This window comes from Sporocytophaga myxococcoides DSM 11118, assembly GCF_000426725.1.
GTDB classification, from domain to species: Bacteria; Bacteroidota; Bacteroidia; order Cytophagales; family Cytophagaceae; genus Sporocytophaga; species Sporocytophaga myxococcoides.
On record NZ_AUFX01000003.1, the window covers coordinates 117,975 to 140,806 of the forward strand.

The window sequence follows — 22,832 nt, forward strand, 5'->3', positions numbered from 1 at the left end:
TTATTTATTTAATAGAAGAGTGATTGCAAATGAAGGCATCGGAAAAACATATCATTTACACCATTGGGCATTCCAATCATAGCCTAGAGGAGTTTATTGGTATTTTAAAATCCTTTGACATTAAATTACTCGCTGATGTGCGTCGTTTGCCAGGATCACGCAAGTTCCCTTATTTCAATAAAGAAAGTCTTAAAATCTCTTTAGAAAAAAAAGAGATAAATTACATTCATATTGAAGGTTTGGGCGGAAGAAGAAAAATGAGACGAGACTCGAAAAATAACAGATGGCGCAATGAATCTTTCCGGGGCTATGCAGATTATATGGAAACGGAAGAATTTACCAATGCAGTAAGTGATCTGGAATCCATTGCTTTGAAACAACCGACATCTTATATGTGTTCTGAAGCAGTTTGGTGGAGTTGTCACCGATCAATGATATCTGATTATCTGAAAGCAAAAGGTTGGACTGTATTACATATAATGGCAGCAGGAAAAGTCCAGGAACATCCTTATACCTCTCCTGCACTAGTGAGTGAAGGTCACGTTTCGTATTCAGATGCAACTTTGTTTTAATTAAAGTAATGTTTATGGCAGCACAATTTAAAGTAGGCGAAAAAGTTAGCTGGAACTTTGAAGCAGGAAGAGTTTCCGGAACTATTATAAAAGTTCATACTAAAGATTTTGTTTTCAAAGGCTATACACATCACGCCTCGAAAGATGATCCTCAATACGAAATTAAAAGCAGTAAAACTGGACATATAGCAGCGCATAAGGGAACAGCGCTTACCAAAGAATAAAAGATAAGCTGCTTAAAATCGGGAAACAGCTTTAAATAACAATTTCCGGATAGTATTAAAAGTACTTAGCACCTCATTTTACTAAGCAATATAACGCTTTAACTGCTTTTTACAGAAGAAAAAACTTAATCAAACTTTAAGAGATTTCTAGACCTGTCCAGACTTGCTTTCTCTTGACGTGGCTATGTTTCTCAACAACTTACTAAAGCCTCCCATAGATTTTAGCAATGTACCTAACATAAAAAAAAGGTGCCAGTATTTAAACTCTGACACCCTTTACTAAGAATCTTTACTTAATACTTCAACGCATCCCGACAATTATAAACTAGTTTTTATCCATAGACACATGTCACACTTGAGAAAGAGCAGGGAACACAGCTAATTGATACATTACTATGGAATTATCCTCCTAAATCTACTTCAATTTTATTTTTTATAAAATAGTTTAAGGTATCCATGTATTGAGCAGGGCTATATAATCCAGAATCTAATTGAATACGATGTTTTTCATTAACAAAGTTTGAGTATTTAAGTAATGTATCGTTTGGATAATTTTCATTAGATTTTAGATATTCTAAGTAAACACCAACAATCATATTTTTATAACTTATTTTTTGATTATTTGTAATTGTGTTAATCCAACATGAATCACATATTTCATATCTACCAAGCGGCAATAAACCCAAACCTTTGTATAATACTAGAAACCTATCGAGAAATTGTTCATCGGTCATGGTAGTATCATACATCTTTTCAACAACTGGAATTAATGTTTTTTTGTTGAGTTGTGCTTTCTTTTTAAAGTCTAACTCAATATACTTTTTATGACAATCTTTTGACCAATCTGAGCACTGATCTGTTTCTATTTCATCATAATTTGTCCTTATTTTTTCGCTAAGTTTATTACAAGAAATAAGTAAAACCGTAAAAGAAAGATATATTAAACGTTTCATTATTCTATTTCTTTTTAACTTTTTTATCAGTCTTCGCAGGTTTAACATAATTTTTTTATACTTGCATCACTTTGATTTTTACCGGCATCCATATTTCCAAAATTCCAAGATCGTGGAGTGATTTCTTTTTCTCCCGATAAACCACCAACTCGTCCTTGAACATTATCAAAGGAATATTCAGCTTATTGAGGAATAATCAGGAGTGGGTTCAAATCCCGCCACCCATTAATTCCGACTCTTGTCTTCATATATGCAAGTTATAAACTTGCATATGTATGTAGGATTAAGTCACAGACTTAATCCAGAAGGGGATAATCTTTTATTAAGGAGTATAAAAAGAGTATTAGTTAAAGTTACACTGCTTCATTCTATTCTACTCTGAATGAAGTCTGCTACATCATAAAATACTGCTATATGAGTTTTAACTTCTAAAACTAGTGTATTTAATTCCTAATAGTTGTAACTTGAAGATAACAGAAAAGCGCATACCCGAAGTGTTCTTTATGGAAATTATTGAATCCTTCTACACTTTTCGTTATTGCTTCACCATTTGCTTAGACCACTATCAAAAAATGTAGATAGTTTCAATTGTTTTTTATCAAAATTAAAATTTACGGTTACATTTTTTTTCTTGTCTTTCACTCTTCTGTATATCCTTATAGAATTCTCAGAGTCTGTAACACGTATATCGAAATCATTAGCTTTAATTTTATATGAATCAGTGGACAGTAGTACTTTATTATTTTGTATAAAAAGTCTTACAATTGTATCGCACGAACTACCATAAAAGGAGACTTCTGCAAAAACCAGCTGATTCATTGAATATTTATTTATACCAATAATTGAAGCATTAAATTCATAATTTTTCTTTATACTTTCCTCTATATCTTTAATCTTTTCATCTTTACCAGCTTTGATAGCTGGTATATCAAATGAAGCTACAGAAGCTCTCTGGTTAAGACACACACAAACATTTAATTGCTTTTTATCTTGCTTGATTAAAAGGATAAGTAACAATACATTTACGATAATCTTCATATATTATGTTGTTCTACAATTATCTTCTCTTTTAATGACTTCGGCCTAACTATCAAAATAATTACTCCCCCCTGGTTTAAGTCTGTGACTTAATCCTACAAATATATGCAAGTTTATAAGTTTCATATATGAAGACAAGAATCGAAATTAATGGGTCGCGGGATTTGAACCCACGACCCCTAAGTTACAGAATAATTAAACCCTTCAAAACACAAACTCCTACCTTTATATGATCCATATAGGATCGGAACCTGCTAAGATTACAGGTTATTTTTCAACAACTTACTACACCCTCTTACAGCTTTTGTAACCGACTCCAACAAAAAAAAGGTGCCAGTCTTTAAACCCTGACACCCTTTTAATATGGATATTAGGATATTATACCTATAATATTCTTTTATAAATACAATTGCTTTTAAAGTCAGTTAAACATGAATCTGAGAATAAATACTGTTCTTTATCCCCTGACATTGTCATTGATATATTTATGGTATCGCCTCTCATTTCATATTTTCCATAATATATCCTCTTTCCCATCTCAAAGTGATTAAAAATGAATTTAAAGTTTCCATTCGATTTGAATCTATACTCATAAGACATACCAGGGTTGACTTGTAGATATCTACTATTTTTAATCTTACATTGACCTTCTTCTTTTTTATATGAATTTTCCATATAAGAAACAGAAAACATACATGTTACAATCAAACTAATTATAAGTTTCATACTTATTTTCCAGTTTTCTGTTGTGTGGTTCCACTAGAATTAGTTCTTTTCCCTGAGGAGTACCTCCGGAACTTGTAATTTCCACTTCATATGCCTTTGAATGATCGACAGTACTATCAGGATTGAGAGGTACGACATTCGTTTTTTCTCCTTGAGGTATTCGGTCTTTATCATAAATAACCGGTCTAACAGTTTTTTTACCATCTTCATTAACAACATCAAGACTATTATTATATAGTACATCAGTAGCTAAAATGGCTAACTCATAATCTGATAAAGGAGCCATCGTTCCCATTAATGATCCATCTGCATATATATCGATACCCCCTCTGGTTGAAGTCTATTTGACTTCAACCTTCAAATGAGAGCAAGTTTATTAACTTGCGGGATGTCACCAATAAACTCAACATCTATCATCCCTCTTTTCCTTGAGGATGAGACAACCTAAATATAAGTAAGTTTTTTAACATGCTTTCTTTTGGTATAAAGACAATGGATTTGAACAAACATCACAGAAACAAATATGATACATTTATAATTTCTCTGTATGCAAGTGGAAAAGAATACCTGTTACCAGAGAAGTTCAGATATCTAGTCCCTTATTCTACTGCATCATCATGGAGGAATCTAATAATGGACGCCTATATGGGACATGAATCCCGTTCTATACAATATGAATCATTACAACTGTATGAGATACTTGAGGAACACAAAAATCTAAAAAGAACTGTTAAATTACTTTTTAAAGTATGGCTTACTATTGCGTCTTTTCTCAAGCCTATCCTGAAGAAATCAGACAATGAAATTTTTATTACACAGTTACAGAAACTCTCTAATGTATTGCCCCGGAAGATGGTTCTAAGACTCACTGGAATCAGTGCTTCTTCATTTTACTACAGAGTTCATAAGCTAAAAATAAAATGTAGCCTCTCACCTGTTTCTCTTTGTCTAAAAAGACATCCACTTCAGCTTGCAGTAAAGGAGGTAAATACTATGAAAGCTCTCTTTTCTGATATCCGCTTTACCTGCTGGCCTATAGCATCTATTGCTCATTATGCCCGAAGAAATGAATTATTGTATGCTTCACTAAGCACATTGTATAAATACAGTGCACTATTGGGATTTAAAAGACGTTTTCCGAAACCTGATGAAAAGACTAAAGGTATCGTAAGTACCGCACCAAACCAGTTTCTTCATGTAGATACAACTTTTTATACTTTACAAGAAGGGATTAAATCAGCCATAACTTTAGTCTCAGATAACTTTTCAAGAAAGATACTTGGATGGAGTATCTCTGAAAAACATGGTGCAGAGAACGTGAAAGCTGCATTAGACATGGCCATTCAGACTATACAACTATATCATCCCAAACATGTAGTTGTGACTCTTGTAGCTGATGGTGGAAGTGAAAACCATGCTCTAAGTATTGAAGAGCTTATCGCTTCTACTCCCCTTCCTGGGATAACAAAAGTTATAGCATTAAAGGATATAGCTTTTTCAAACTCCCCTATTGAAGCCATCAACAAAATCATGAAGCGTTATATAAGACATAAACTACCACAAACTTTCAATGAACTTTTAGCCTGTATTATAAGATCTATCGAAGATTATAATATTTACAGACCTCATTATGCAATCAATGGACTTACTCCTATGGAAGCTTATACTCAGAAGATTCCTGATATGGAGTTTTCCGAACAAATAAGACAAGCCAAAGCCATAAGACTTGAACAAAACAGAAAAAGTACCTGTCAGAAGTGTTAAGTTACTTCTTTCAGATACCTTTTATTCTTGTACTTTTAAAATCTCTTTCTTAAAAAGAACCTTTTTTGAGCTCACTTTACAATCTTCTTTAATACTTTCATTTTCATACACTTCGTTCTATCGAAGTGTTATTTACGGAAAGATTGTGGGAGTTGCTGAGCTTACTACCTCCTCCTACAACCTTTGTAACCGTTTTTGTAACCGAACATAACAAAAAAAGGTGCCAGTAACTCTGACACCCTTTTTACTATGGAGCTTTTAATTAGTGATTATTATAGTTTCTCATGTGTGTTTGTCGGGGGGAAGCCACGGAAAAAGAATTATCAAGAATGACTTGTTGCAGAATATAAAATTATCGCAAAAGCACGCCACGAAGGGAATTCCATTTCTTTTTCTATTTTATTATTCTTATACATACCGTCAATCCCCATTGAAACACCCATAATTCCTTCTAAATAGTCGGGAATCTTATCATTCTCCAAACTAAGTTCCCCAGTTTCAAGCTTTAATTTAAGCTTTCTAACAAATTCGAGAAAATCTTCTCTACTCTCTATTTTTTTAATTTTATCTAATAATTCCATAATTAATTACTGCTTTGCATTAGGTCTAACAACAATTGAGGTTCCATCATTCTCTGTTGTAAATTTTCTATGAAACTCTTCCTTAACAGACTCATAATCGACTTTTTCATACTTAATCTTTTTACCAGCTTTTTGAAAACTATATAACCTTCTATTATCGAGTGACCAGATTTTCCCATCATATTCAACAATTTTAATAGGGGTAATATCTTCTGCTTTATGAACACCCTTTTTTAAATCAGCAATAAAAGTTTTTAAATCTCCTTTACCATTCTTAAACTGACCTGCAATGTCATTTTGTGTAAATCTTATAGTATTAGGGTCAATAGTCCCTACTTTAGGAAGTTTTTTAAAGGCCTTGGAGTCTAAGAATTTATTAAGTATAGGTGTTCCTGTTTTCTTTAATAAATAAGCCGCCCCTAATTCAAATGCTTTGTCTGTAAAAAACTCACCAACTTGTTCAGGAGTAGCATTTGGTAGATTCTTTACATCTTCAATTGTTTTATCAACATAAGCATTAAAAGCCTTTTGCGTCTCTGTTTCAATTCCTGCAATGTCATAAACTGGGGCAAAGGTACCTTCAAATAGAAATTGACCCGTTCCTTTAACTGCCTGCCAACCATCATTTATTATCTCTGTAGGATTTTCAGTATATTGATTAACTTTCTCTTTTACTGCTTCAACTTTCTTTTCAACTGAATTCTCAGCTCCATTAAAAAGCCTAACCGTTGTATTATACCATTCAGGCATCCAAGGCTCTAAGCCATCTAAGTCAATTGCTCTTATTGGAGTGTTACCCGCAAAATGGTATGGACTATACCATGGGTATTTTATAGTGAGGGGATCTACACTTAAAAACTTTGCTAATTGAGTAATATAATATCTTTCCCCGTAATCTTGCCATGAATCAAGCTCATCTATATTCTCTTTACCATTAAACCCAAAACGATAGTTATTGGAGTTAAATGATTTCGCGATCATACCGAATGGATAATAATCCGTAGCAGAAATAACTTCTATCTGATTATTAACATCCCTTAGCTCACCTATTACAGATCTAACGTTACCCAAATGATCTGTCAGCTCATAAGATCTCACCTCGTTTCTCAGTACGCCCAACCTTGAACTACCGTAGATGTATTGCTCATCTAATGTTAAAGAACCTGCTGTAGGGACTTCATAGGTACTCATGACATTTCCCTGAGCGTCACGAATATAGAAAGTTTTTGTAACATTTCCATCCTTGTCAGTTACAATTTTCACGGTTCTATTCCCCGAGGCATCGTACTCAAAGCTCAGATTTGATTTCGAGCTTCCTCCTTCTCTTGTTACTGCTTTTATCTTTCCATAAACGGTCCATTCTATGTTTTTGATCTGTTCCTGAACGTCTTTATTCAGGTTGCCTATCTCATCATATTCATAGTTATCAGTTACCTGATTATCAACATCTGAGCTATGAATACCCGTCATTGATGGCAAATCGGAAACGGATCTCAGTTTATTGGTATTGGCCAGATAACCTGCTTTCTTGTTTTCATAGTTATAGCTTAACTGATCAAACTGAACACCACTCTCATTATATCTGTTCAGGCTTGTGATGTTGCCATTGGCATCATAAGCGTAAGTGTTTTTATAAGCGTCACTTCCAAGGCTCTTACCGGATTTGATCCTGTTCAGCTGATCGTATTCAAATTGCTGTGTCCAGGCTTGATAAACGCGCTGCCCTCCGACAGTCGAATAGTTCACTTCCTTGTTCAGACTTGTCCAGGTAGCAATATTGCCATTGTACAAGCTGGTATTTTTACCCTGATCATTTAAAGCTACAGGAGTTGACTGTAATCCCTGGGCACCTCCGCCAATAGTAGAATAATCTTTCTTACCATTCTGATCATAGTAACCAAGTGCATAACTGAACTGATCTCCTTTCACACCTTTGATCCACCCCTGAAGCGTATAGGCATAAGTCTGAATCTCAGCATTGTTCCTTCCGATCTTTGCCTGAGCAAGAGGGCCATGGGCATAATAATCGTACTCGGCTTCTTTTACCCAGTTTACACCGTCAGTGCTGGTAGATACCTGAGTAATTCTGTTATCTCCATCATATTCATATTTATGAATCAGCTGATCACTCTGCCCTTTCTGATAATAAACGTAGTTTACTTTTCCTGAAACAAGATCATACTCATAATCCATACGTTTGGTCGCCTGTGTACCTCCGGATTTTATCTCCTGAACCAGTGTTTTGACATTACCATGAATATCATAAGAATAATGTGTTGCTCTGTCATACACTCTCAGACCATTTTCATCTGTAATATCCTTATCAGAATAAGTTACAGAAGTTACTCTCGGTCTCAGGTTCTGCTGTTCAAAGCCCTGAAGAATGTCTTCAAATACTACCTCATCATAATAGGTAGATGTGATCTGTTGTTTAACACCACTTGTCAGGAAGGTTAATTCTATAGCATTGTATTCAACCTGGGACTCATGTTTAGGTGTGCTAAAGGTTGCCTTTGTGATCAATTCCCCAACCTCTACGATACGGCCAATCTTGTCATACATTGTATAGCTATACGCTCTGGCCTTTTCCGTAGATGAAGACATACCATTTAAAGCTTCGGTAACACCTTCATATTGTTTTTCATTCAGGTAATTTTCAATGTTATACTGTTTGCTGTTCTGGCTTAATACCAGTCTGCCCAGCTCATCATACCAGAATCTTGATCCAAGTTGCTGTGCGCGGTCTCTCAGACTCTTTACTTCTCCGTTACCATTTACCAACGTTCCGTTCTGAGCATCTGCCAGTGCAACAATCGGAGTCTGAGAGCCTGAGCCTGTGCCTTCCGGCATCCAGCGGTAACCTCCATCTACAGTTTTCATAACAAGTCCTGATGTACCAGTAATGTATCCTGTAAGTCTGTCTGTAAAACTTACACTACGCAATGGTCTTCCCGGCATTCCGGTTCCTTTATCATCTGTAATATCTGCATCATTACAGATTTTCAGATAAGAAAGACTTCCGGTAAGTAAATTAGAAGGTTCTGTGGCCGGAGTGCTGCAGCTTGCCTGAGTTTTCTGGCTGCTTGTAAAGGTCCCAACGGGCTGTAATCTGTATGCAGTACCTCCGTTTCCTACAACATAGCCATATCCGTCAGCATCCACATGAACTCCGAATAATTCTTCGGTTGCTGTAAGTGCAATACTGTAATTGCTCATATCGCTGCTGTACAACAGGCTCTTTCCTTTGATCATCCACACTTTTGTACCTCCTATGATCACGATAGAACGCACCTCTCCTGTACCAGGAGGAGTTGAAACCGTAGTCCAGGTGTTTCCTGCATTATTGCTGTAGAAAATACTTCCGTTAACAGAACCGGCTACTGCCTTATCTCCTGAAGAAGCTACTGCACTCAGATTTTGAGTAGATCCAATTGGCTTAGGCTGCCAGGTTTCTCCTAGGTCAGAAGATACCAGCACTGTCCCCTGATTTCCTACAGCTATAAGTTTGTTACCCTGAGCCATTGCTGTTATTGGCTGTACTTTTATCGGAAGCGCCTTGCTCCATCCTCCTCCCTGATAGTAGTAGATGTTTTTCGTTCCTGCTGCCAGGTTAACAGACACTTCTCTTATCGGTGCATTTAAAGGATCAGGATTGCTTCCCTGCCATGTACCGCTGCCATTTCTCACATATATACTTCCTGTTTCCGTTACTGCCACATTGCCATATGCCTCGTTGATTGTCCCGCTTACTCCTGCTTCGTCAGTAAGGGCAAATGTGGAAGTATTATAGGTCTTCATACCTGCGTCTGTTGCCAGACGGAGTGTCCCTGCATCCAGGTAAGCATCTTTGATCTTCACAGTGTTAGTACTGATCACCTTCTGATAAGTCCACTGGAAGTTGTTGTTATCCTGAATTGCTTTCTTAAACAATTCGCTATTGTCTCCATCCGTATATAGGGTAAGGTTTCCGGACGAAGTTGACGTAAGAAGGTTAGTCGGTTGAACGGCAAATGCTTTGTTCACCCAGCTGCCGCCCGAAAGTCTTTGATAAACAGATCCGTCATTGAAGGTAGCCAATGCATCTGCTCCTCCTGCACCTGCTGTCAGGCTCAGGTCAGAAAGCATATAAACATTGACACCGGATGGCAATGTAAACTGATTAACAGGTGTAACTGTACCACTGCTGTTTAATGTTAGTTTTACAATTGTATTATCAGTTTTCAGTGCATAGACACCATCGCTGGTTTTGTAAATTTCATACACACCTGTCACAACCGCATTGTTGCTGTTGGTTAGTATAAGAGTATTATTAGGAACCGTTCCGGTATTCAACTTGGTTCTGTAAAGATTGTTATCTCCTCCAAGCAGTAACCAGTCATGGGTTGCATTGACAATCAATGATTTGGTTGTATAAGCATTATATCCTGTAATATCGATTTTCTGCCAGCTATTGGTTCCGGTTCTGTATGCTAAAGAAGAAGCTAGAATAACTTCTCTGTCACTTACGGCCGTTCCATTGTTGGCAAAGAGGGTTCCGGCAACATACATTGACTTTGTAATATTATTTAACTGAGTGGTACTTGGAGGGGTGGTATTATTATTGACTGTAACAGTACCGAAACTGCTCCAATTATTACTATTTGCATAGTTACCGGAATTTGAAACGGCAGATACCATAGAGCCGCTCAGTTCTGATATCCTGAGAATATCGCTACCGGAAGTAACTGCTGTCCACGATTTACCATCAGAACTTGTATAGACATTCCCTTGCGGATTACCTGCATCTGTCATCAAGGCTGTATAATTGCCTGATTTCACGATGAGCTGCCTGAATTGTTTCTGTACATTTCCACTAGTCCAAACGCTGAACTTTCCATTTGACACCTTCAATATTACTCCGTTGCTTCCGGTAATGAACGTATTCGTACCATCATTAGCAATTGCGCTGTATGGCCCTGCTCCAAATTCCTGGATATTGAAGATACTGCCTCCATCAGTGCTCATATAAAGTACCGATACGGCCGGATTTCCTTTTGTTCCTGCCACAAGGATCTGGTTATTATCGTTCCAGACATCCGTAATAGATACTATATTGGTATTTTTCAGAGCATAGTTAGGTGATGACCAGTTCACCCCTCCGTCTGTTGTCGTCCACAGAGTACCGTCATAAGCCATTATTCTACCTGAAGATGATGTAGTAAAGTATACATCAATAAGATCCAATGAAGTCGGAGAAGAGAACAATGTCCACTCACTTCCGTTATTGGAACCTTTTATAAACAGACCATTCTTACCTACTGCAAAATATGCTGGTGAAGCACCTGTTACAGTATTGATATCCAGAATATCTCCGAACTCCAATCCCATATTGGCAGTCCACTCTTTCCCGGTATCAGTGGTCTTATATAATTTTGTTTCCGAAGAAGTATTTGCAAAAAGAAGTCCCTTTTGTGCAGTCACATAATCTATCGCCCCTACGCTATAACCGTTAGGCAGAGTAAGTGCCGGCTTTGTTTCCCACAGATCCTGACGGCTGTGATCAGGCATATCCTGACTGATCAGTTGGTTCAAACTGTTGTATTTATATGTGGTTGACAGATTGTGATCTGTGTAAACATTAGGCACCTTTTTATCCTTAAGATCTGTGATGATGCCCGCTGTTATACTTTCGCTTAAAGGTGTCACACCTGCAGGAGGAACGGTCCTGACAAGGTTTCCTGCCTGATCATAATAATACAAGGTATAATGTTGTTCGCTATCGCTGTAGTCAATAGTAAGCTCTTCTTTCAGGCTGTCCATAACGGAAGAGACATAATCATTGACAAATTTCTTTTTAGCTTCTTGAATATATGCATAGTAGGCTGCTTCGACATTGGAAGTATCTACATTTTTAATAGTAACATTACACTGATTCACTGTTATAATCCCGGGAACTTCAATATCCACCACATCGCACATGATATTGGAAGGCTTGCAGTCTTCAGCTGATCTTTCTGAAATTGTTACTGATTTGGTGAATGGTAAAGTACATACACTTCCCTGCTTCGGAGTATAAACAAGGTTTACAATACCAGCTGTTCCCACTTTTACCTGTGATTCGTATTGATTATTAGCATTAATACCAGTACCTGTCCATTTGAAAGTATAGGAAGGAAGGGTCGCTGCCGTCAGAGATACAGGATCTTTTCCCGGGCAGAACTCTAGTCTGTTGTAATAGATCTTTCCTTCAAACGGTGTATCATTAATAAAAACATCCCCTGGTTTAGAACAATTTTTACTGTCAGAAACCGTAAATGATTGTACCACACCTGCTGCAAGTTCTTTGTTTATGATACCTGTAGAAGTTGTTGTAAATGTTGCATCAGCCCAGGTAACCTTGTAAGGAGCAACTCCACCGGAAATGTTCAGAATTAATGTACCATTCAATCCTGCACAAACAGGTGATTGAGATTGTTGAGTAAAGATAAGTTCGCTTGACGGACCTGTTACAGTATAAGTTCCTGTAACAGTACATAGATTTGCATCTGTCACCTTCACTGTATAAGTTCCCGGATCAGGATTATCAAGACCTGGGTTCTGAGAGGCGAAAGTTCTTGTAGCTCCTCCTGATTCTACTACTGACCAATCGTAAGTATATTCTGGGGTACCGCCGCTTACATAAAAATTCACATCAAATACCTCAGAATAGCATGTTCTGGTAAAGGATGTACCGTTAAGATTCGTTATAGCAAGAGGATTGTTGGAACAGTTCACCGGAGGGACTGAAGTATATTTCACTTCAAATGGGCTCTCAACCACACAGCCTCCGGGCGTAATAACTGCGACAGTATGTTTGCCTGCACAAGCATTCAGGAATTTGACTGTACTTTGATTTTTAAGAACAGAAAGATCCTGATATTTTAAATAGTTCTCCAATGGAGTTTTATCCCATAGAATAGCATATCCATCATAATTTGTTATTCCGGTAAGACTTAAAACAGCCTGACCGTTGCAAAGGTCAGATCTGGTATCCTGAGAAGTAACGGTTACATTGATAGTTTGTCCGCACTTATTGGAGTTGAATTCAACGCTGTCTTTACACCCTCTTTTGTCCGTCACAACCACCTCATATGTTCCGGAAGGAAGTTTATCCTGACTTTTCAGGCTTCTGTCAAAAATGTCTCCCCCCTTCCAGTTATAGGTAAAAGGAGCCAGGCCAGAACTATTAATTACCGTAGCTGTAGTTCCTTTTAATTCTACCAGGGGCTCAGGTTTACTTACTGCACATGGATTATAAACAAATGTAAACGTGCCAGGACAATTATTGGCATCAGTAACGTTAACAGTATAACTTGTACCAGGAACAAGGTCAGTTCTTTGAGCAATATCCTGATTGTTATCTGTCCAGACGATGTGATAATCCTTTTTACCTTTAGATACGATTATTTTAACTCCACCTGTAGATAATTCCTCTTTAGATATCTCAAGAGATGCCGGATTATCCAGAATAATATCCACAGTTTCTGTTTTGCAAAGAGTATTATTCGGAATAACAGAAAGACTATATCTGCCTCCTTTTAATCCGGATTTAATCGACGCATTTGCACCTGTAGCCTGAAGAGCTGGATCTACCCAGGCAATATAATAGTTATTAGGAATAGAAGTAATGGTGATACTTCCGTTAGTTCCGTCATGACAAAGAGGATCTGTTAATTTGTATCGTATCTCCGCATTACAAACTGTAGGAGGTATACAACTATTAGGAATTTCGAATGTAAATGATGATGTATTTCCTTGTCCATCTGTAGTTACAAGATTCAGATAATCCAGAGACAGAGAAGAAGCAATTGCAGAAATATTGATTTGTTTGCCTGATCCCACCGGGTTGTTATTAGCCGGGTTATACCAGGTATAGGTAATCGGTTCAGCAACAGGTGTAGCGTTGGCACTGCCATCTTCATTTACCTTGCTTAATTTTGCTTCATAATTGCATCCCGCTACCAATGTAAATCGGGCTGCATTGATCGGTCCATCCTCAAGTGTTTCATCAACAGGACTGTAATAATATGTACATTTGGTTATATTATTCACCAAAAGCAGAGAATAACTACCTTCACCGATATATGAAAGGGTTGTTCCTTGAACAGGGCTATAAATATTTGTACCCGTCCAATAAGCCGTAACATTTGCAGGAGGATTGGTAAGTATTATGCTGCCATCTGTTTTCCCCTTATAGCTAGGCTTAATTTTGGTAAACTGCGGCTGATAATTATTAGACTCCGGTGTATTACATACAATATTGCATGGAGTGACAAGATCACTGTAAGTATTACAGTATGAATCTGTGATTTTAACCATGAACGGTCCATCACCAATATTATTCGGGATAGTATATGGCCCAAGCTGAAGATTTCCTGAAGTTGCTGTCAGATTTTCAAGGGAGCTAGGAATACAACATCCCAGATCCAATCTATAAGGACCGGAAACAGCATTGGTTATATTAATTGAAAGCTGATTTTTGCACTCACTACCGGCATTAGCGGTAGCCGAAATGCCCATGGTGCTTTTAGGAGCAGGATCAACTTTTACAATGATCTCTCTTGTAACTTTGCTTATGTTATCAGTAATGCTCAGCTCAGATTCTCCTTCTGCCAGGTTATACATAGTTACCGGAGATGAGCCACCGCCCCTCGAATCCTTATTATTCTTGTTGACTACTGTATAATTCCCACTTCCGTTAGTAATGGTAAGTATCACATACGGCTTGGTGCCACATTTCTCAGGATATGCCTGATAAGTAACTCCAAGAGTCGGACAACCCGTATCTTTAGAAGGATCACATGGAGGACAGTTTCCTGAATTAGGATCACAAGGGCAATTTAGCGGATCTGTCTGATCACACCCAAACTGACAGTTGGGATCTAAGCCGGCCAAACATGGACAGTCAGGATCAACTGTAGGATTACATTGTGGGCTGCATCCTGGATCGGTTGCCAGATTGCAAGGACAATTCGGATCTGTTGCCGGATTGCAAAAAGGTACACATCTGCCACTTCCTTTAATCCCAGTCTGAATGATATCTCCGTTACAATTCACAGAAGTGATTATGGAATCCTTACATGGACGGTTTATCAGGCTTGCATAAGGTAAAAGATTTCCATCGCTAGCTCTTATTCTATATTTACATGATGTATCAGGACATTCTATTTTGATGAGGACTTTCTCATTTACCTGGTAACTTACTATAATATTACATTCAGTTTCAACAATGTTGGTAATAGAAAAAGGCAATTCAGGACCTTCACAGTTTTTGGAATCCAATACCCTTACACTATAGTTCCCTTTTGTAGTATAGTTACGAGACCCTACGTTAGTGATTGTACCATCTGACCATTTGTATTTGTATTGACCTCCGTTTCCTCCACTTGGGGTTGAAACAGTGGCAGTACCACCATTGACTGATACAGTTGCAGTAATCCCTGTTAATGGCTGTGTAATGATATAAGTAAGCGTTGACTGACTGCATCCTGGCCAATTTATAACAACTGTGTTTGTCCCTGCTGAAAGATTGCTATTGGTATTTCCGGTTACATTCGGATATCCTGTCCAAACGATAGGACTAGTGGATGTTGTTGTTGAAGTTCCGCCACAGCTACAGTTTAAAGCTGCGGGTGAAAGTATCTGGCCTGACCCAGTTTCAACTCCATTGGCATCACAAAGGAATGTATTCCCTTTTATGATTGAACTGCCGGTAAGATTGGTGTTCTGCTTTACTCTTATAGATGCACAACTTTCCAATCCATCTATTAAACCGTTATTTATAAAATTCAATGTATATAGCACACTTCCTGCATAACCTTTATAAACAGAATTACTGTTAAATGTAGTGGTAGAAGTAGCGACAATGATATATCCCTTATTCTCGATATCTTTATTATTATTCAGACTACCGTCTACAAATAACTTGCAGTAGTTTCTGAATAGAGATGTTGGTTCATTGTTATTAAAAATTCCTTTAACGTTAAATGTACCTCCATTGATGGTAGTAAATTTATTATTAAAATTGCCTGTTACTGTAATTGTTCCAGTGTTAAGATAAGAATTAGCAGAAGTGTTAAAGCTAAGATCTCCGTTAACAGTAATTGTACCATGGTTTTCGAGTGCACCATTAAATCCAATGCTGCTGGTAGTAAGTATACCATAGTTCTTTACAGTACTGTTAGCAAGCAAATTAAGGTTAGGGGCATTTAACTTTGCTGTTCCATTAACTATAAGAGTAAAAGCTCCAGGAGTTCCGGAATAGTTAAAATTCTGAATAGTTGCATTTCCGCATACAATCAATGTTCCTCCAGCTACAGAAAGGTCTCCCGTAAAGGAAGGTGAAGTGATATAGACAGTCTGCCCTGCAGCTATTGAAACTGTTCCGGAACTTTGGTTAAAATTGACAGCACCAGATGGAATAGAAGAACAAGAATAGGAAGATACAGCCTGTGTCATGCAACTACCCGGATTTCCTGTTGGAAGATCAGAACTGCCTCCACTTCCTCCTCCTTGACTTACAGGCACATCTATAGGTACACCATCTTTATAAACTACCACCTTTCCATCATTGCCTCCATAACAAGTTACAGGAGTTGTAACTACAGTAAAATTACAGGTAGTACCTTGTCCTACAATTGTAAAAGGTAATGGATCTCCCGTACATCCTTTGCTGTCTCTTACAGTTACTGTATAATTACCAGGAGTGGAAAAAAATTTGCTTCCTGTAGTAGTTGTAGTAATTTCGGTTGACGACGCCAGTTTCCAGTCATAATAGAATTGTCCCTGATTACCTCCTGTTGGAGTGCTCACTGTAGCTGTTCCTCCATTAACAGAAACAGTGGCCATTATTTTGTTAGGTGTCGGAATAGTAAATTGCTGGTTAACAGCATTACATCCGGTAATATTAACAGAAACATTATAAGTGTTAGCTGCAAGTCCTGTTACAGTACTACCTCCTAACATAGGAGTTCCTGAGCTCCAAGTAATCGTTCCTGAGACACCGGAACCAGCTCCTGTAGCATTACAGCTGCAATTGGTAGTTGCTCCGCCCTGTATAGTTCCTGCGCTGACAGTTTCTATGCCATTTGCATCACAAAGATCAGTTAATCCTTTCACCACACCAGATCCATTGATGGTTGTGGTTCTTGAAACTTTAACAGCTGCACAGGTAGTTCCCACTCCGTCAATAACACCATCTACAGTTAAATCTTTCGTTGAAAGCAAACTATTTGAATAACCTTTATACAGCTTACCCCCAGTGATATTGGTCAAGTTTCCTATCGCAATTTTACCATAGTTTTCGATAGTAGTAGAATTTGAAAAGCTGTTGCCAACATTGATCTTGCAAAGATTTATAAATCCGGAGCCTCCGTTATTGTTAAAGTCCCCGGTTATTTCCATTGTACCTCCGTTTGTTGCAGTATTGTAATTATTAAATGTTCCGCCTACCTGAACTCTTCCTGCATTATAAAACTGGCCCGTATTGGCATTGATGTTTAGAGTCTGAGTTGCTGTAAGAACACCATGATTATAAAGCTTTCCATTAAATCCAATGGTATTGGTAATAGAAAGGTTTCCATAATTCTTAAGCACGCTCTGATAATCAAGATTGATATTTGGACTTGTAAGCGTCGCTTGGCCATTAATAATAATTGTTATGGGCTTGGAATTATTATTCATCTCAAAATTTGTGATCGTCGCTCCTCCGCAAACAACAAGAGTATTCGTTCCTAAGAACCTTACACTACCATTAAAGGATGGAGAGGTCAGATACAACGTTTTGCCATCCGGAATTTCGACCAATCCGCTGGTAGCATTACTTACAATAGCCCCTGAAACCGGAGTCCCGCATGAATAAGACGATATTTCAGGCGTTACACAGGTTCCACCATTATCCAGCACAACTAGCTTACCATCTTTATGGATTTCTGCTTTGCCGTCCTTTCCTCCAAAACAGGTGACTCCCGTAGGTACTATTGTTATGTTACAATTTTGTGAGTAAGCCGCTAAACTCGCAAAAAGTAGTCCCAAAAGTATTCTTAAGCTTTTCATCTCTAAAAATTAAATTCTTAATTAGATCCTTGGACAGCCTTTTTACAAACTGTCATTGTATAGTTAGGTACTTCAATCTCTACCTTTGTATATATCTTATTATTATTTGCATCAACAGACACAGCGTCAGCAGTGAAGAGATTCAATGAACACTCATTGCCAGTGCAAGCTGACACATCAGTGACCGGCTGGATGTTTGTAAAATAACTGACTGTGTTGAAATCAAGAGCAGCGGATGCGCTGCCTATTTTTCGAATATTGATGCTCACTGTACTACTTGTAGAGTAAGTCAGCTCACCTAATAATACACCGTTGACATTTACAGAACTTTTCCACTTGGGTGCAATCGAAGTTAATGTAATAGCAGGATCTCCGTTTGCATTAAGCGTATTGATGTTAAGCAACTTTCTTATAGGATATTCATAATACTTTATCATTGCATTGCTAGACAAGTTAACTTCAGTTGAAGATACCAGCTGTGCACCTTTATCATTAATCACTTGCTTGTTCAGCATATTAAGGAATCCAATTATATTTTTGGATGCTCCGGTAACCTGACAGTTTGGGGCAATGGTACATGGCTTTAAGGAAGTATTTTCTACCTCTCCGTTTATTTCAAATGAGGCTTTCTGATAGCTACTTTGCAATTCTGGAGCAATTTTGTCAATACTTGCAAGTAAGGAATTATCAGAAGTTTTATAATAACCGGTATAGTACACGGTCATTTTGAAATGTGTAGCATCTGTAGGGTTAAGACAGCAGATCTTAAGTTTATTAAAATCTACCTCCATTCCGGCAGGTAATGAACTGAAGTTAAGTATTATTTTAATTGTCTTAGTCGGAGGTGTAAAGGTATTATCAGCAGAAGAAGATAATTCACCTGTCAGAATTCTGGTTGTCTCGTCATATGTTCCTGTCCATCTGATAGCAGGGATTGTGGAACCTATCTTAAACTCTCTTATGAGAGTACCTCCAAGCATTAATAAACTTGTAGAGGGAGGGCAGGCCACTACTATAGGAGAAGTATTTTTTAATATCTTCTTTCTTTGAGCCTGTATGACAAAATCCTGTATGTCCGAAGCGATTGGACATAACCCACAATCCTCATAACGTTGTCTTGCAACAGTATTATTAATCTGGTTAATATAAAACTCCTCATCTTCCTGACAGTTTACTACCATATCTATATCAGTATTTGTTTCAGGATCATGAACCTTCCTGATACATCTTCCTTGTTGCAATTCTGCTCCAAGAGGGTATACTTTCTGATAAAATTTTCTTATTCTGTCTCCATAGAATCTTGAGCTCCAGACAAAGCAGGTTTGTTTGCTGTCAAAATATGGTATTGAATAATAAGTATCTTTCACTTCCACCTGGCTCTCAGTACAATTCCGCCAGACCCACCAGCCGCTGCAGTTCCTTTGTGTTTCTATACGACTGGAAGTATATTGTCTGAATTGAAAAAACGGGGAAGCCTCGTCTGTAGATGTAAAATCCGGATCTCCGATACAGCCATTATAATATCCACCTTCAATAGCTTTTGCAGTAGCAAGATTTCTTAATACTTTCTGGCGCTCAGTAAGATATAAAGACTTGAACATATTCCAGGCAGATCCAGAAGTCATCAGATTGGATGGACAGGTAGGGCCCGGACAGGTAACAGAGGAAACTGGGCATCCCACGCCAAGGTTGGCAACCTGCACCATTGTAAGGGATGTATTACTTCCTACGACTTTATAATTATTGAAAAGTAATTTGAAATGCTTTTTAAGAATAGAATTACCGGCAAATAATGGATCATTGTCAATTATGCTGACAGTTCCATCTGAATTCACGAACTTATGCTCCGTATCATCCGAAATATTTTCTGAAGTGACAAGCTTATATTCAAACTCATTAATAGTGTGCTGTCCTGTACATTCTACAAAATATTTGTACTCCGGATGATATACAACCAGATAATTGGCGAAATGTGGTTTCCAGTAATTTTCAAAGATGGCGATATCCTTCAAATACTTTATAGGAATTTTATACTCTCCTATTTCTTCATTTACAGTTATAAGTTTTGAAGCTCCATCAGAGATAAATTCAGGGAAGTAAGTATTTCCGGATTTGATAACTTTAGCATAGACAAGTTTGCCATCAGTACCATAATAATTAGTCTCTTCATATTCCGCTGTACTTAAATCAATTTCATCCTTAAAGATAGATTGATTATAATCCGTTTCCGCATTAGGATATCCATCAATTATAATTCTTATTGGTTTGTGCCAATCTGCTCTTGAAACCTTGGCTCCATTCGTTAAAGTAATAGGAACAACAGAAAGAATATTATCAGGATTGAAAACTGACAACTTGAACTTAGATACATTGATATCTGTAATAGGAGTACCCATCATATTCCCTTCCGGATCATTGTTTAATGGGACATCATATTCAGATTCTGTTATATCTCCTTTATTGACAAAGTCGTCAGATTGAATACTGGGAGTTTTAGGAGACTCAAGATTTTTTTCCCTGATTTCAGCATATTGACCACCTATCGAAAGGTCCGCAAGCATACCGTTAAGAGCAGATACACAAGCTATATTGCTTCTGCAAAGGTCATAACACTTAGACCTCATTCCTTCTTTCTCCGATTCAGTTAGTTTTGGAGTTGTTACGCCATCTCTTCTGGAATCAATGTTGGTAATCAATGTCTCTACATTGTTCTGACACGTTTCGCATGAGTATCCACAACCTGAAAGGTCAGCAATATCGATAGAATCTTTAATGTAATCTCCAACCGGAATTACACATGTATAAGCTGAATTACTCAAATACTGGCTAAGGTAATCATTTAACTTAGCTTCATTGATTTTGATCTTTTTTGTTAATGTATACTCACCTGCATTAAGTACTTTCGTAATAGTGGTATTTCCAGTCTGGATTGTCCCATTTCCAAACTGATAGGTACTCGATAATGGCTGAAGAAATATCCTTTCTCCACAACTTTGTAGTTCTATTTCAGCATCCAGTACTGCAGACAAATTAATATCTTGTACAGCATTTTCAGATTTATTGGTGCACTTGATAATGTATGGTTTTGCTGAAAAGTTATAAGAGAATACATAACTTGTATTGTTTTCACTCACTACAAGTTTCTTAAGGTAGCTTTTAGACCTTTTATCTTCTGACAGAACATTTGAAATAGTTGAAAGAAGTTGAGAATTAATATGTCTTCCCTTTGGCCCTTCCAAACCTTTAACATTTTCAGGGCTTCCACCAGCTAGTGCTGTAGCAATAACTTTTCCGTCCATATCCAGATAAGAAACGCTTACCTGACCGTTCGGATCAACAACTACATTTTTCTTATAGTGTGCATTATTACCTACCTGTGTCCCAAAAAGTCTGGTTAACTCCTCCTGATCAGGTGTACCATACAAGTATTTTGTCTCATGACCAGACTTGATCTGATGAGCATCACCTACTCCTGATTGTGCAGCAATTCTTCCGGTATTGTCATTGGTGTATTTAGTCTGAGTATAGGGATATTTTTTTGCATCCGGAATCAGACCTTTATTTATAATATTAATCCCTTTATTTCCTGACGTTTCAAACGAGTTGGAAGGGGAATAATAATGAGAAGCCCCTGAACCCTCATCAAGAGTTGGAGAGTCAACATCACAACCTGCCCCTTCTGTGGCAATATCATAGCTGGATTTTGTTACAGGTAAAGGAGCTCCGTTTTCATCTTCTATCTTGTTGAATTGAGGATGATAATATAAATTATTGGCACCCTTGTCCGGAACCGGCAATATCTGAATAGCAGGCCTTCCGTTATAATCGTAGAATGTTTCTCCTACAATTGCTCTTTCATCAGTATTGACACGGGTAACTGCCTGTCTGTTTCTCGAAGAACCGTCGTGATAACTTAATACAACCTTGCTCTTTCCTTCTTCAGCAAAACTAACAGATGACTGCCAGTTCATACTTTGTTCAAGCCCTGCGAATTCGTAATAATGATCAGTAGAAATTCCGGCAACACTTGTTGAATTCTCCTCTAGAGTCCATTTACCTTTTACCGTTACCACTCCCCCATTTGCTATGTTTCTCCCCACAGGCCTTACTCTGTAAAAAATTAAACCCTTTTCATATATTAATGGAATTTTAAATGAATTTGATTTTAATTCCACTCTGGAACTATTCGTTCTGAAAAGTAGATTATCTCTTAATTGAATTTGTGCAAGAGGTAAGGTATTATTTATATTTTGCGGATCCTGATTGGAGATATATGTCCATTCTAGTTCATAACTTTCTGCATTATTTATTGTGTTCCATGAAACAAGAAGGCTTCCTTCTGTATTGACAAACTGATCGTCTTTTAAGATTCCTGTCACTGTTTGAGAATAAGGCATATTTTCATATACTTCCGTCTCAACTCTGAACTGTAACTTAATGTCTTCAAAGCCAGCAGCCGGTATGTTGACATTCGTAATACGGCCAGAGATTTTCAATGCATTCTCAAGTCTTTCCAAAGCAATTGGTGCATAATGAGCTGCACTCATATCTATTTTCAAAACAGAAATTTTATGACGATCAACAAGGACATTGTTTTCTTCTACTGTATAAGTAAGATCCACTGTAACCTCTGCAGTTCCATCAGTAGGAACATTGTTGGAAGTTAGAGGATAATACAGCTGAACAACACCAAATGCCTTGTTTACGAAAAATGTCCTGCTTGCCGGATCAGAAATCGTACTTTGCACAAGAGCAAAGTTTTGGTATTCTTCCCCCAGATTATTAGTTGCCGACACATTCATATCCGATTTGAGATAATCTGTTTTATCCACAAATTCCTTGGCGAATGCTGTATTGATCGATAATAAAAATGCTAGATAAATAATTATCCGGATCATAAAA

General features: G+C 37.5%; 9 protein-coding genes. 3 read left to right on the plus strand and 6 right to left on the minus strand.

What is annotated here, in order from left to right:
* The first annotated feature begins 29 nt into the window (after nt 1–29).
* Both K350_RS0100310 and K350_RS0100315 read left to right on the plus strand, forming a co-directional pair.
* A complete protein-coding gene (locus tag K350_RS0100310; RefSeq protein WP_028978214.1) occupies nt 30–572 on the plus strand; it encodes a DUF488 domain-containing protein in 543 nt (180 codons plus the stop codon).
* 14 nt (nt 573–586) lie between these two features.
* Nucleotides 587–796, plus strand: a complete 210-nt coding sequence (locus K350_RS0100315) for a hypervirulence associated TUDOR domain-containing protein (protein ID WP_028978215.1) — start codon at nt 587–589, stop codon at nt 794–796.
* Between the two features lie 401 nt (nt 797–1,197).
* On the opposite strand, the gene K350_RS0100320 is transcribed toward K350_RS0100315, so the two are convergent.
* From K350_RS0100320 to K350_RS0100335, 3 genes are all read right to left on the minus strand, one after another.
* Nucleotides 1,198–1,749: a hypothetical protein gene (locus tag K350_RS0100320; protein WP_028978216.1), complete on the minus strand. Its 552-nt coding sequence runs from the start codon at nt 1,747–1,749 to the stop codon at nt 1,198–1,200.
* A gap of 543 nt (nt 1,750–2,292) precedes the next feature.
* Nucleotides 2,293–2,787, minus strand: a complete 495-nt coding sequence (locus K350_RS0100325; RefSeq protein ID WP_028978217.1) for a hypothetical protein — start codon at nt 2,785–2,787, stop codon at nt 2,293–2,295.
* Nucleotides 2,788–3,496: 709 nt separating this feature from the next.
* Nucleotides 3,497–3,799: a hypothetical protein gene (locus K350_RS0100335; protein WP_028978219.1), complete on the minus strand. Its 303-nt coding sequence runs from the start codon at nt 3,797–3,799 to the stop codon at nt 3,497–3,499.
* 206 nt (nt 3,800–4,005) lie between these two features.
* Here K350_RS0100335 and K350_RS0100340 point away from each other — a divergent pair, with 206 nt between their 5' ends.
* The gene (locus K350_RS0100340; protein WP_162144104.1) at nt 4,006–5,277 is read left to right on the plus strand and encodes a DDE-type integrase/transposase/recombinase; all 1,272 of its coding nucleotides are present in this window, start codon (nt 4,006–4,008) and stop codon (nt 5,275–5,277) included.
* A 323-nt stretch (nt 5,278–5,600) separates the two neighbouring features.
* Here K350_RS0100340 and K350_RS26770 read toward each other — a convergent pair whose 3' ends face one another.
* From K350_RS26770 to K350_RS0100355, 3 genes are read right to left on the minus strand one after another with little or no spacing between them, the layout of a single operon-like run.
* Entirely contained in the window at nt 5,601–5,858 is a 258-nt protein-coding gene (locus K350_RS26770; RefSeq protein ID WP_037573461.1) for a DUF7660 family protein, read from the minus strand.
* 6 nt (nt 5,859–5,864) lie between these two features.
* Nucleotides 5,865–17,930, minus strand: coding sequence for an RHS repeat-associated core domain-containing protein (locus tag K350_RS0100350; RefSeq protein WP_028978221.1), 12,066 nt, complete (start codon nt 17,928–17,930; stop codon nt 5,865–5,867).
* A 17-nt stretch (nt 17,931–17,947) separates the two neighbouring features.
* Complete coding sequence (locus K350_RS0100355) at nt 17,948–22,828, minus strand: hypothetical protein (RefSeq protein ID WP_028978222.1); 4,881 nt, start codon at nt 22,826–22,828, stop codon at nt 17,948–17,950.
* Between the last annotated feature and the right edge of the window lie 4 nt (nt 22,829–22,832).